Here is a 13,013-nt window from a genome sequence, read left to right as displayed (position 1 = left end):
CATCCCGCCCGCCCCTGGGTGCCGCCGCGGACCGGGCCCGGCGGCGAAGCCGTGCTGGACGTGCTGGTGGCCGGCGCCGGCCAGTCGGGCCTGGCCATCGGCTTCGCCCTGCAGCGCGCCCGGGTCGAGCGCTTTTGTCTGATTGATTCCGCGCCGCGGGGGCTCGAGGGCCCCTGGATGACCTATGCGCGGATGCCGACGCTGCGCAGCCCGAAGGACTATACCGGGCCGGATCTCGACATCCCCAGCCTGACCTACCAGTCCTGGCACGAGGCGATGTACGGCGCGGCGCATTGGCAGGCGCTGGACCGCATCCCGCGGCAGGATTGGGCGGCCTATCTGCTGTGGATCCGCGACACCCTGGCGCTGCCGGTCGAGAACGAGACCGCACTGGTCGATATCGCCCCCGCCCCCGGCGACCTGCTGGAAGCGACGCTGCGCCGCGCCGATGGCAGCACCGAGAAAAAGCTGACCCGAAAGATCGTGCTGGCGACGGGGCAGGACAGCCTCGGCCGCTGGATCATGCCGGATTTCGTCGAGGCCTTGCCGCAGCACCTGCGCGCCCATGCCGCCGACGCCATCGATTTCTCGGCATTGAGAGGAAAACATGTCGCGGTGCTGGGGGCCGGCGCCTCGGCGATGGACAATGCCGCCATGGCGCTGGAGGCCGGCGCCGCCAGCGCCCGCGTCTATTGCCGCCGCCCCGAGCCGCAGCTGGTGCAGCCCTATCTGTGGCTGACCTTCGCCGGCTTCCTGCGCCACGCCTCCGAGCTGGACGACGCCTGGCGCTGGCGCTTCATGCGCCACATCATGGCGCTGCGCGAAGGCTTCCCGCAGCCGACCTGGGATCGCTGCGCCCGGCTGCCCGGCTTTTCCCTGGTCGCCGGCACGCCCTGGCTGGGCGCGCGGGCTTCTGGGGAAGGCGTCGAGATCGACACGCCCGCCGGCCCGGTCCAGGCCGATTTCGTTATCTGCGGCACCGGCATCGAGATCGACCCTGGCGCGCGGCCGGAGCTTTCCCGGTGTGCCGGCAATATCGCGAATTGGGCCGACCGCTACGCGCCGCCGGCCGGCGAGGAGGATGCGCGCGTCGCCCGCTATCCCTATCTCGCGCCCGACTACGCGCTGACGGAGCGGGAGGCAGGCAAGACGCCGTGGCTGCGGCACCTGCATCTTTTCTCCATCGCCTCGACCATGAGCTTCGGCCCCTCCGGCTCCTCGATCAACGCCATGACCACGGCGGTGCCGAAGCTGGTGCGCGGCCTGACCGGCGCGCTGTTCCGCGAGGACCTCGAGACCCATTGGGCGGCGCTCTCCACCTACGACGTCCGCCAGGCCGTCATGCGGCCGCCCGCCGCCGCCTGATGGCACATCGCTTGCACTGCCCCTCCCCAGCGCTGCCCGCCCCGGGCGCCCCGCAGAAGGACTGACCGCTCATGGACATCACCCGCCGCCAGGGCCTCATGGCCCTGACCGCGCTGGCGGCGCCCGCCGGCCTCGCTTCGCCCGCCTTCGCCCAGGGCGCCGCCGCCTCGCGCGCCGAAACGCTGCGCCAGGTCACCGGCAATGCGGTGAACACGCTGGACCCGACCATGCCGGGCTCCACCCGCGAGGCCTTCGGCATCAGCATGAATGTCTATGACCGGCTGGTGGCCTTCGGCCGCAAGCAGGTCGATGGCAACTGGGTCTTCGACCACACCGTGATCCGTGGCGAGCTGGCCGAGCGCTTCGAGGTCGCGGCCGACGGGCTGAAGATCACCCTGCATCTGCGCGGCAATGCCAAGTGGCATGACGGCACGCCGGTCACCGCCGAGGATGTGAAGTGGTCGCTGGACCGCGCCGTCTCCGCCAAGTCGCTGGCCGGGCCGCAGTTCACCACCGGGTCGCTGAGCAAGCCCGAGCAGTTCCGCATCGCGGGGCCGGGCGTGATCGAGGTGCTGCTGGACAAGCCCGACCGCCTGGCGCTGTCGAACCTCGCTGTCCCCTACGCCATCATGATCAACAGCAAGCTGGCCAAGCAGAACGCCACCGCCGAGGACCCCTGGGCGCAGACCTGGCTGCAGAACAACACCGCCGCCAGCGGCGCCTACAAGGTCGAGACCTACCGCCCCGGCGTGCAGGTGACGCTGACCCGCAACGAGGACTGGAAGAACGGCGTCGACGGCGTGCTGCCCTTCTTCAAGCGGGTCATCCTGCAGACCGTGCCGGAGGCGGCGACGCGCGCCAACCTGATCGAGCGCGGCGATGCCGACCTGTCGATCGACCTGCAGGCCAGCGACATCACCACGCTGGAAAGCCGGGCGAAGGTGAAGGTCGCCTCGATCCCGCAGACCAACGGCTTCACCCATATCAGCTTCAACACCCAGGTCGCGCCCTTCGACAACGTCAAGGTGCGCCAGGCGATCGCCGCCGCCCTGCCCTATGATTCGATGTTCAAGGCGGCCCTCTTCGGCCGCGGCCGGCCGCTGTTCGGCGGCAGCTTCTCCGGCCAGCCCGCCACCGCCGATTTCCCGCAGCCGCTGCCGCTGAAGCAGGATGTGGAGCGCGCCAAGGCGTTGCTCGCCGAGGCGGGGCTTGCCAATGGCTTCTCCACCCCCTTCGCCTTCTCCGCCGGCCAGGCCGCGACGGCCGAGCCGCTGGCGGCGCTGGTGCAGGAGGCGTTGGCCAAGATCGGCGTCAAGGTCGAGATCCAGAAGATGCCTGACGCCCAGTTCAACACGCTGGTCGCCGAGAAGAAGATCAACTTCTACACCGATGCCGGCACCGCCTGGCTGCCGGCCACCTACTACTTCTTCTACCTCTACTTCACCCGCGACCAGCGCTGGAACTTCGCCAGCTGGAACAACCCGCGCATCGTCGAGCTGTCCAACGCCGCGCGCTTCGAGACCGACCAGGCCGCCTACGACGCCGCCTGCCGCGAGATGATCGGCATCCTGGCCGAGCAGGTGCCGCTGCTGATGCTGTGGCAGCCCAACATGGACGCGGTGATGGGCCCGGCGATCCAGAACTTCACCTACCAGTTCTACCGCCAGGTGGACTTCCGCGACCTGAAGCGGGCCTGAGGCGGGCGGCCGGGAATGCGCAAGCTACAGGCGATCGGGCGGCGCATCGGGGGCAGGCTGCTGTCCTCGGTGCCGGCCATCCTGGGCGTGGTGGTGCTGACCTTCCTGCTGATGCGGGTGCTGCCGGGGGATCCGGCGGTGTTCTTCGCCTCCGGCCCCAGCGCCGGGCAGCAGGAGATCGAGGATCTGCGCAAGGCGATGGGGCTGGACCAGCCCATCCCGGTGCAGCTGGTCCGCTATCTGCAGGATATCGCCACGGGCAATCTCGGCCGCTCGATGACCACCGGCCAGGCGGTGCTGACCGACATGCAGCAGCGCCTGCCGGCCTCGCTGGAGCTGACTTTTTCTGCGTTGTTCCTGGCGCTGGCCTGCGCCCTGCCGCTGGGCATCCTGGCGGCGCTGCGGCCGGGCTCGGCGGTGGACCATGTCGTGCGCTTCCTCTGCACGCTCGGCGTCTGCATGCCGACCTTCGTCTCCGGCCTGCTGTTGATCTACGCCTTCTACTACCTGCTGGGTTGGGCACCGGATCCGACGGGGCGCATCGACATCTTCGCCTCGACGCCCCCCGAGATCACCGGTTTCCTGCTCTTCGACTTCGCGGTCACCGGTGACTGGGATGGGTTCCGCGCAGCCTTCTCGCAGCTGATCCTGCCGGCCTGCACCATGGCGCTGTTCGTCCTGGCGCCCCTGGCGCGCATGACGCGGGCCTCGATGCTGGCCGTGCTCGGCAGCGACTTCATCCGCACCGCGCGCTCGATCGGCCTCGCCCCCTGGCGCGTCATCCTGGTCTATGCGCTGCGCAACGCGCTGCTGCCGGTGCTGACCATCGCCGGCATCGTCTTCTCGACGATGCTGGGCGCCAACGTGCTGGTCGAAAAAGTATTCTCCTGGCCGGGGGTGGCGTCCTACGCGCTGGATGCGCTGCTCGCCTCCGACTACGCGCCGGTGCAAGGCTTCGTCCTGCTGATGGCGACCATCTTCGTGCTGGTGAACCTGCTGGTCGACATTCTCTACGGCCTGGCCGACCCCCGGATCGCCGCGGAATGAGCGCCTCGATGACAAGCCCCGGCCGCAGCTCCACCCTCGGCCATGTCGCCTGGGTGCTGCGCGGCAATCCGCTGACGGCGCTGGCCATGGCCGGCACCGTGCTGCTGATCATCCTGGCCATCCTCGCCCCCTGGATCGCCCCCTACGACCCCATCGCCAGCGACGTGCCCAGCGCGCTGCAGCCGCCCTCGGCCGCGCATTGGTTCGGCACCGACCAGCTGGGGCGCGATATCCTCAGCCGGCTGCTGCATGGCACGCGGCTGGACCTGACCATCGCCGCCGCCGCCGTCGGCCTGTCCTTCGCCGTCGGCGCCATGATCGGCAGCTTCTGCGGCTTCGTCGGCGGCAGGCTGGACCGCTGGGTCGGCCGCTTCACCGACGTGCTGATGGCCTTTCCGCTGTTCGTGCTGGCGATGGCGATGGTCGCGGCCCTGGGCAACCGGCTGGAAAACATCATCTACGCCACGGCGATCATCAACCTTCCTTTCTATATCCGCTTCGCCCGCACCGAGGTCGCCGTGCGCCGCAACGCCGGCTGGGTCGAGGCCGCCCAGGCCTCCGGCAACAGCCGCGGCCGCATCGTTCTGTTCTTCCTGCTGCCGAATATCCTGCCGATCGTCGCCGTGCAGATCTCGCTCAACCTCGGCTGGGCGATCCTGAATGCCGCGGGCCTGTCCTTCATCGGCCTCGGTGTGCAGGCGCCGACGCCGGAATGGGGGATCATGGTGGCCGAGGGCGCCCGCTTCATCGCCTCCGGCAAATGGTGGCTGGTCTTCTTCCCCGGCGCGGCCCTGATGTTCGCCGTGCTCTGCTTCAACCTGCTGGGCGATGGGCTGCGCGACATCCTCGACCCGAGGATGCGCACATGACGACGCCCTTGCTGCAGGTCCAGGACCTGGCGGTCAGCTTCGCCACCCGCCGCGGCGACGTGGCAGCGCTCCGCGGCGCCAGCTTCGCCCTGCACCAGGGCGAGGTGCTGGGGCTGGTCGGCGAAAGCGGCTCCGGCAAGTCGGTGACCGCCTTGGCCACCATGGGGCTGCTCGACCAGGCCGGGCGCGTCACGGGGGGCAGCATCCATTTCGACGGGCGCGACATCACCCGGGCGAGTGCTGGGATGCTGCGGCCGATGCGCGGCGCCGCCTTCTCGATGATCTTCCAGAATCCGCGCGCCGCGCTGAACCCGATCCGCAGCGTCGGCGCGCAGATCGCCGACGCGCTGCGCGCCCATCGCGACCTGTCGCCGCGCGCCGCGCGCGACCAGGCCCTGGCCCTGCTGGAGCAGGTGCGCATCCGCAACGCCGCCCAGCGGATCGACGCCTTCCCGCATGAGCTCTCGGGCGGCATGTGCCAGCGCATCATGATCGCCATGGCCATCGCCTGCGCGCCAAGGCTGATCATCGCCGACGAGCCCACCACCGGCCTCGACGTCACCACCCAGAAGGCGGTGATGGACCTGCTGGCGACGCTGACGCGCGACCGCGGCATGGCCATGCTGCTGATCACCCACGACCTCGGCCTCGCCGCGCAATATTGCGACCGCGTCGCCGTGATGGAGCAGGGCCGCGTCGTCGAGGAAGCGCCCCCCGCCGCCCTCTTCGGCACGCCGGGCCATGCCTATACCCGCCGCCTGGTCGCCGCCTGCCCGACCCCCACCTCCACCATTTCTTCTCTTTCGCCGGAGATCGTGCTGCCCGCCGAGCCGGTGGCGCGCCCGCCGCTGCCGGCCGGCACGCCGCTGCTCTTGGAGGTCCGCGACCTCGTGAAGCAATACCCCGGCGGCGTCACGGCGGTGGACAAGGTGTCCTTCACGATGAAGCCGGGCGAAAGCCTCGGCCTGGTCGGCGAAAGCGGCTCCGGCAAGAGCACCATCTCCCGCCTGGTGACCCGGCTGATCGACCCCACCGCCGGCGAGGTGATCTTCGACGGCCGCTCGGTCTCCGACATGCCGGCGCGCGACTTCCACCGCGCCGAGCAGCGCAGCCAGATCCAGATCGTCTTCCAGGATGCCGGCGAAAGCCTGAACCCGCGCTTCAACGCCTTCGACAGCATCGCCGATCCGCTGCGCCGGCTGCGCGGGTTGCGCGATGGCTCCGAGCTGACCAAGCGGGTGAAGGATTGCGCCGTCAGCGTCGGCCTGCCCCTGCCCCTGCTGGAGCGCTTCCCGCACCAGCTGTCCGGCGGCCAGCGCGCCCGCGTCGGCATCGCCCGCGCCGTCTCGGTGGACCCCAAGCTGCTGGTGCTGGACGAGCCCACGGCAGCCCTCGACGTCTCGGTCCAGGCGGTGGTGCTGCAGCTGCTGGACCGGCTGCGGCGGGAAAAGGGTCTGGCCTATCTCTTCGTCAGCCACGACCTGAACGTGGTGCGCATGCTGTGCGAACGCATGATCGTGCTGCGCAACGGACAGGTGGTGGAAGAAGGCGACAGCCAGCGGATCTTCCGCGCACCCCAGGCCGAGTACACCGCGGAGCTGATCGCGGCGATTCCGCATTTCGATCCGGTGGCGGCGTAAGAGAAGAGAGCTTGAAGGCCAGGGGAATGAATTCCCCTGGACCCCTTCTTTTTTCTGATGACCGGCCGTTTGACGACCAGCACTTCACCGACGATGACACCAGGGCATCGCGGCGGGGCGCTGTTTTCATAACGGGGCAACCTGAAAGGTCGCGCTGCTGTCGGGCCGTTTCACGTCCCGTCGTCACGTGGACACGGCAGTCTGACAGAAAAAAGAAGGGGTCGAGGGGAATTCATTCCCCTCGCCTTTGGCTTGTCTTCTCTTAAATCCCCTGCCCGCCCGACACTTCGATCCGCTGCGCGTTCACCCAGCGGTTTTCCTCCCCGAGCAGCCCCGCGATCATCGGCCCGATATCATCGGGAACGCCGGCCCGGCCGAGGGCGGTCATCTCCGCGAAGAGCTTGTTCACCTCGGCATTGTCGCGCACCGCGCCGCCGCCGAAATCGGTCTCGATGGCGCCGGGGGCCACCGTGTTCACCGCGATGCCGCGGGCGCCGAGCTCCTTTGCCAGGTACAGCGTCAGGATTTCCACGGCGCCCTTCACCGCGGCATAGGCGGCGTAGCCCGGGAAGGGCCGACGCGTCAGGCCGGAGGACAGGTTCACGATCCGCCCGCCATCGGCGATCAGCGGCAGCAGCGCCTGGGTCAGGAAGAAGACGCCCTTGAAATGGACGTCGACCAGGCGGTCGAACTGGGCCTCGGTGGTCTCGCCGATCGGGGCGTAATCGCCATGGCCGGCATTGTTCACCAGGTGGTCAAAGCTGTCCCGCGCCCAGGTGTCGCGCAGGGCCTGGCGCAGGCGGTCGGCGAAATTGGCGAAGCTGGCGGCATCGCCGGTGTCGAGCGGCAGGGCTACGGCGCGGCGGCCCAGCGCCGCGATCTCGGCGATGACGGCCTCGGCCTCGGCGGCGCCGCTGCGATAGGTCAGGACGACATCGCCGCCGCGGCGCGCGACGGCGAGCGCGGCGTTGCGGCCCAGGCCGCGGCTGCCGCCGGTGATCAGGGTGATCTTGCTCATGGCTCCGTGCTCCCTTGCTGGTGCAGGGGCTGTATCGGCCGGATCGCCTGAGGCGTGTTGCCGGATGGTCCGGGGTTCTTGCCTGATCCTCCAATTCAGCTGCGGCGGGCGCGGCGCCGGGCTAGGCTGCGCCCCCATGAACCCGTTGCTGGATGCCGTCCGCCGCCATGCCGATGCCGCCGCTGACCGGCATGGCATGGCCGCGACCCCGATCCCCGGCCTGACAACGGTGCGCGCCACAGCGCCGAGCGGCCTGGTCCATGCCATCGCCCGCCCGCTGGTCTGCCTGGTGCTGCAGGGGTCGAAGGCGGTCAGCATGGGGCCCGCGCATTTTTCCTTCAGTGCCGGCGATTCGCTGCTGATCAGCGCCGATGTGCCGACGGTCAGCCAGGTCACCGCGGCAAGCCAGGTCGCGCCCTATTACTCGCTGGTGCTGGAGCTGGACCCGGCGGTGATCGCCGAGCTCTCTGTGCAGATGCGCGCCCCCGGGCGCGACACCGCGCCCGCCCCGGTCCGCGTCGACCCGACCGAGGCCGAGGTCGCCGAGGCCGCGCTGCGGCTGATGCGCCTGCTGGACCACCCCGAGGCCGCACCCCTGCTGCAGGGGGCGCAGCTGAGAGAAATCCATTACTGGCTGCTGGCCGGGCGGCATGGCGCGGCGATCCGCGCGCTGGGCTGGCCGGACGGCGCAGCGCAGCGCGTGGCCCGGGCGGTCGCCCTGCTGCGCGCGGATTATGCCGGGCCGCTGCCGACGGCGCGGCTGGCGGCGGCGGCGGGGATGAGCTTGTCCGCCTTCCACGCGCATTTCCGCGCGGTGACCTCGCTGACGCCGCTGCAGTTCCAGAAGCAGCTGCGGCTGATCGAGGCGCGGCGGCTGATGCAGGCCGAGGGCTTGGCCGCCAGCCAGGCCGCCTTCGCCGTCGGCTATGAAAGCGTGCCGCATTTCACCCGCGACTATGGCCGGCTCTTCGGCCAGCCGCCGGTCAGGGATGCGCGGCTGGCACGCGAGGCCGGGCGGGTGGCGGCCTGACGCCGCCTACTTCACCGCCGCGACGATGGCATCCACCCGGTCCAGCAATTCCCGCCGCATGCTGCGGTTGGAGAAGGTGTGGTCCGCCCCGGGCACCAGCACCAGCGTCATGGCGCGCAGCCCGGCCAGGTGCTTGCCGCCATCGCCGAAATGGGATTCCAGCTCCTCCAGCCCGGTATCCTCGTCGCTGTAGACGAAGCTGACGCCGGTGCCGCGGGTCGACAGCGCGCGCAGCCAGCCGGCGACGCGGCCCGGGCCCAGGATGCCGGCGATGCGCGGCGGCAGCACGCGGCCGGCCTGCGCCATGCTGCGCACCACGGAGCGCTTCCAGGCCATCTTGTAGCGGTTCGGCGTCACCGCCCGCAGCATGTCCAGCGCGCTGGCGCCGTTGCGCCGCGCCTCGATCAGGGCGCGCCACTGGAAGGTCTGGCGCTCGGCCACCGTCTGCCGGCGCGAGGGCACGGCGAAGGTGCGGCCCTCGGTCCAGATGAAGCGCTGCAGGTTGATGACCACGGCATGCTTGATGCGGGCGTCGGCCAGCGCCGCGTGCAGCGCGGTCCAGCCGCCGGCGCAGTTGCCGGCGATGACGACGGACGGAAAGCCCAGCCGCTGCATCAGGTCGAGCGCGGCGCGGCTGTCATCGACCACCGCCGGCTGCTGCACGATCTTGACCAGCGGCAGGCCGTCGGGGTTGTGGCTCTCGCCATGGGCGCGGGCGTCGTAGCGGAGGACGGCCAGGCCCGCGGCGGCGGCGCGGCGCGCCATGATCACCGACAGCCGGCCATTGCCGACATGGTGGTTCACCCCGGTGTTCAGGATGACCAGCGCCGGCCCGCCCGGGGCGACCCCGCCCGGCGGCAGGGTCAGCGCGCCGACCAGCCCGTCATTCGGGCCGAAGCAGACGGTCTCCTCCGTGCCGCCCCCGGCGAGCTGGATCACCGGGCGGCCCGCGGGCTCCGCGACGGTCGCCGGCGCCTCGGGGGCGCCCTTGGCCAGGAAGTCGATGATGGCGTCGAAGGCGGGCTCGGGCACCTTCACCGCATGCGCCTCGGCGACCAGGTCGTCATAGCCGTCGGAGGCGATGGTGCGGGCGTCGGGCAGGGCGAGCGCGGCCTTGCCGGCGGCCTCGGCGATGCGCGGCTGGGCCAGCATCAGCACCGGGCGCGCGGGGGCGGCGGCCAGCAGCGCCGGCAGGTCGAGGCCGGACAGGCCGGCGATGGCGGCGTCGGTCCAGGGGAAGCCCAGGAATTCCGGCCCCTCGGGTCCGCGATCGGACTGGACGCGCATCTCGCGCCCATGCAGCCGGCCGGACAGCACCGGGTAGAGCAGCGCCAGCGGCGCCGCATCCATCCGCGCGGCGGCGAGGCCCGCGACCATGCCGCCCATCCGCATGCCGAGCACGGCGACCTCGGACGCGCCCGACAGCCGCTTCAGCAGCGCCGCGGCCTCGACGGCGGAATCCGCGAAGACAGAAAAGTCTGGCGGCGTCTCCTCCGGCCCGTCGCTGCTGCCCTCGCCCGGATAGTCGTAGCGCAGGACCGACAGCCCGGCCTCGGCCAGCCGCCCGGCCAGCGCGCGCCAGGGCCGGCGCGAGCACAGCGCCTCGTAGCCGTCGGGCGACAGCATCAGCACGGCGCGCCCGCTCGGCCGCGCGGCGGCGTGGAACCAGCCGGTGCAGGCGCCGAAGGCCACCGGCACCGGGCGCGGCGCCGCCGAGGCGCGGGGCGCTTCGGCGGCGGCGGGGAGACTACCTTCGGGCATGGCGGCTCAGGGCCAGAGCGCGGCGCGCACCCCCGCCGGCCAGGCGGCCAGGTCGGGGCCGTGGTGGCGGAACAGCGCCAGGGTCAGGCGGTCGATGCCATAGGCGCCGCAGGCGGTATGGGCGACGGCGCCATCCGCCGTCTCCAGCCCCCATTTGGCGCCCATGCTGTCCAGATGCAGGTTCACCGAGGCGCAGGCGGTCGGCTTCACGGTGTCGGAGACATGGATCAGCAGCTCCATCTTCAGCTCGAGCTCGAGCTGGCTGCGCGCCATGATCTTGCCGATGCGGCCGAAGAAAGGGTCGTTGGCCGGCTCGATCGTGTAGGGCAGCTGCAGCATCGCCGCCATCTCGCCCATGCGGGCCAGCCACTGGTCGCGATGCGCCTTCGCGCCGTCGGGCGTGCCGTAATAGACGCATTCGCGCATGCGGAACATCAGCATGCGGCAGGGATCGGGCGAGGGCTCGTGGCGGAAGCACCAGGCCTCCACCGCGACGCGCTTGCCGTCCATGGCGACCGGGCCGCGCTGCGCGACCTGGCCATAGGTCAGGTAGCAGGCGGCCGGGATCAGCGAGACCTCGGAAGGCTCCTGCTGGCCGGTCCAGGTCTCGCCGGCCTCCATGCTGGCGACCAGGCGGCGATGCCCGGGCTCGTCGCCGCAGAAGCAGGAGACGGTGCCGGCCAGCTGCGGGAAGGAGCGCATGTAGCCGGTGCGCGTCAGGGTGCGCAGCGGCATGGCCGGCGGCGGCATCATGATCTCGGCGCCGTCATCGGCCATCTGCCGCGCCATCAGCGCCTCGATGCCGCGGGCGGCCTCCTCGAAGGCGCCGGAGCGCAGCGCCAGCCCCTCGCCGCCGCCATCCAGCAGCACGCCGGCGGCGAGCAGCGCATCGCGGAAGACTTCCGGCCGGCCGGCTTCGGCCGGCATCCGGGGGGAAATGACGTCGCTCACAGGAATCTCCCGAGTTGCGGGCGCGGGCCCAGCATCAGAGTGGCGGAGGCAGCGCGGATGGCATCGTTCGGCACCATCAGCGGTGCCGACCACAGGTCACGCAGGTGGCGCGACAGGGCATGCGCCCCGTCGACGCGGTAGCCGGCGAGGCCGGCGGCGATCAGGCACTGGCCGACCGCGTCGAGCGTCGCCTCGGAGACCGAGGTCTTCAGCATATTGACCTCGGCCGGGCGCATCTCGCGCGACTGCGCGCTGCCCGGCTCGCCGTAGCGGCGGAGCGCCGAGGCCAGCAGCGCCTCGGCCGCCAGCAGCTTCTCGGCGGCAGCCGCCAGGCGCGGCGTGCCGGGGGCGCCGACGGCGCTGCCGCCGGACTTGCGCAGCTTGCCCTTCACCGCGTTGCGGGCGCGGTCCAGCGCATCGGCGGCGATGCCGATCCAGAGGCCGGCCCAGAGGATGTGGGTGACCGGCGTCATCGTCTCGGTGGCGATGCTGCCGAAGCCGGTCGACAGCGCCTGCTCGGCGCCGGCGCGGGCGCGCACGACAAAGGCCTCGGAGCGGGTGCCGCGCATGCCCATGGTCTCCCAGCCGCCGGTGCGCTCCAGCGTGTAGTCGTCGGGGCCGAGCAGCCACAGCACCTGGTCGGCCTCGGCGGCGTCCGGCGCGCGGCGGGCGGAGAGCAGCAGGGCGCTGGCATGGGCGCCGTAGGAAATGTTGGTGGCGCGCTTCACCAGATGCGCGCGCTGGTCGGCATCGTCGGCCGCGGCCGGCTCCGGCGCGCAGAGCGAGCGGCGCAGATTGCCCCCCACCCCTTCCTCGGAGGTGACGGAGGCCAGCAGCAGCCCGTCGCGCACGGCGCGCGCCAGGTATTCGCGCGGCCAGGCGGCGTCGCCGGCATGGGCGACGAGGCAGGCCATCTGGCTGTGATGCATGGCCAGAACCATGCCGGCCGAGCCGCAGCCGCGCGCCACGGCGAAGCAGTCGCGCACCGCATCGGCCAGGGTGCCGCCCGGGCCGCCCAGCGCCTTGGGCACCAGCATGCCGAGCCGGCCGGCCTGGCGCAGCGCCGCGATCGCCTCGGCCGGGAAGCGGCCCTCGCGGTCGACGGCCTCGGCATGGGCAGCGGCGACCGCGGCCGGACCCTCGATCGGGGCGACGGCAGGCGACGCGGCCGCGGCGATCGCCTCGGCGAGGGGCCCGGCGCCGGTCACGCGTTGGCGCCCAGGCTCACCAGCAGGTCGCGCAGCGAGGCGACCGAGCGGAAGGAGTTGCGGGTCAGCGCTTCCTCGGGGAATTCGAGGTCGAAGCGCTCCTCGAGCGCCAGCATCACATCGACCGTCATCAGCGAGGTCAGGCCACGGTCGAACAGGTCATCCTCGGCGCCGATCGCCTTGGCATCGCTGGAAAGCCGCGCGCGGCTGGCGAGCGCATCCCGCACCGCCGTCTCAATACCCGTCATCAATCCCCCCGAAACCCTCATAAGTCCTTGTTAAGGCAGGACAAAACCATGAGGCGCCGGCCGCCGCGCAGGGAGCGACCCCTGGCGAGAAACGGCAACGCCCCGCCCCTTGAGCACCCTTCCACAGGAAGATCAATGATTCGTTACTAAGACCGGGTGATTGGAAAGCCGGCGGCAGC

The 13,013-nt window shown here is 71.2% G+C and carries 11 protein-coding genes; 6 read left to right on the top strand and 5 right to left on the bottom strand.

Going from position 1 to position 13,013, the window contains the following annotated elements:
• The 5 genes from GVN67_RS13460 to nikE form a co-directional block, all read left to right on the top strand.
• Positions 1-1,365, top strand: a 1,365-nt coding sequence (locus GVN67_RS13460) for a SidA/IucD/PvdA family monooxygenase (protein WP_159996726.1), incomplete at its 5' end; no start/stop codon positions are given.
• A gap of 71 nt (positions 1,366-1,436) precedes the next feature.
• Positions 1,437-3,062: an ABC transporter substrate-binding protein gene (locus GVN67_RS13455; protein ID WP_159996724.1), complete on the top strand. Its 1,626-nt coding sequence runs from the start codon at positions 1,437-1,439 to the stop codon at positions 3,060-3,062.
• Between the two features lie 15 nt (positions 3,063-3,077).
• On the top strand, positions 3,078-4,109 hold the full coding sequence (locus tag GVN67_RS13450; RefSeq protein WP_159996722.1) for an ABC transporter permease: 1,032 nt from the start codon (positions 3,078-3,080) through the stop codon (positions 4,107-4,109).
• An 8-nt stretch (positions 4,110-4,117) separates the two neighbouring features.
• On the top strand, positions 4,118-4,978 hold the full coding sequence (locus GVN67_RS13445) for an ABC transporter permease (protein ID WP_159996720.1): 861 nt from the start codon (positions 4,118-4,120) through the stop codon (positions 4,976-4,978).
• Complete coding sequence (gene nikE / locus GVN67_RS13440; RefSeq protein ID WP_159996718.1) at positions 4,975-6,618, top strand: ABC transporter ATP-binding protein; 1,644 nt, start codon at positions 4,975-4,977, stop codon at positions 6,616-6,618. Before GVN67_RS13445 ends, nikE begins: the two co-directional genes overlap by 4 nt.
• 262 nt (positions 6,619-6,880) lie before the next feature.
• Here the strand turns inward: nikE and GVN67_RS13435 are convergent, their stop codons facing one another.
• Positions 6,881-7,636, bottom strand: coding sequence for an SDR family NAD(P)-dependent oxidoreductase (locus GVN67_RS13435; RefSeq protein WP_159996716.1), 756 nt, complete (start codon positions 7,634-7,636; stop codon positions 6,881-6,883).
• Between the two features lie 136 nt (positions 7,637-7,772).
• Between GVN67_RS13435 and GVN67_RS13430 the strand changes: the two genes are divergently transcribed.
• The gene (locus GVN67_RS13430; protein ID WP_159996714.1) at positions 7,773-8,666 is read left to right on the top strand and encodes an AraC family transcriptional regulator; all 894 of its coding nucleotides are present in this window, start codon (positions 7,773-7,775) and stop codon (positions 8,664-8,666) included.
• A 6-nt stretch (positions 8,667-8,672) separates the two neighbouring features.
• Here the strand turns inward: GVN67_RS13430 and GVN67_RS13425 are convergent, their stop codons facing one another.
• The 4 genes from GVN67_RS13425 to GVN67_RS13410 are packed head-to-tail and all read right to left on the bottom strand — an operon-like array spanning position 8,673 to position 12,834.
• On the bottom strand, positions 8,673-10,427 hold the full coding sequence (locus GVN67_RS13425) for an alpha/beta fold hydrolase (protein WP_159996712.1): 1,755 nt from the start codon (positions 10,425-10,427) through the stop codon (positions 8,673-8,675).
• Between the two features lie 6 nt (positions 10,428-10,433).
• The gene (locus tag GVN67_RS13420) at positions 10,434-11,378 is read right to left on the bottom strand and encodes an amino acid--[acyl-carrier-protein] ligase (protein ID WP_159996710.1); all 945 of its coding nucleotides are present in this window, start codon (positions 11,376-11,378) and stop codon (positions 10,434-10,436) included.
• A complete protein-coding gene (locus GVN67_RS13415; protein WP_159996708.1) occupies positions 11,375-12,586 on the bottom strand; it encodes an acyl-CoA dehydrogenase family protein in 1,212 nt (403 codons plus the stop codon). The genes GVN67_RS13420 and GVN67_RS13415 overlap by 4 nt, the downstream gene beginning before the upstream one ends.
• Positions 12,583-12,834, bottom strand: a complete 252-nt coding sequence (locus GVN67_RS13410; protein ID WP_159996706.1) for an acyl carrier protein — start codon at positions 12,832-12,834, stop codon at positions 12,583-12,585. The genes GVN67_RS13415 and GVN67_RS13410 overlap by 4 nt, the downstream gene beginning before the upstream one ends.
• Positions 12,835-13,013 lie beyond the last annotated feature (179 nt).

The organism is Roseomonas sp. 18066 (assembly GCF_902706185.1).
GTDB lineage: Bacteria > Pseudomonadota > Alphaproteobacteria > Acetobacterales > Acetobacteraceae > Pseudoroseomonas.
The sequence above is the reverse complement of the archived record's forward strand: the minus strand, read 5'-3'. Positions and strand labels throughout refer to the sequence as shown.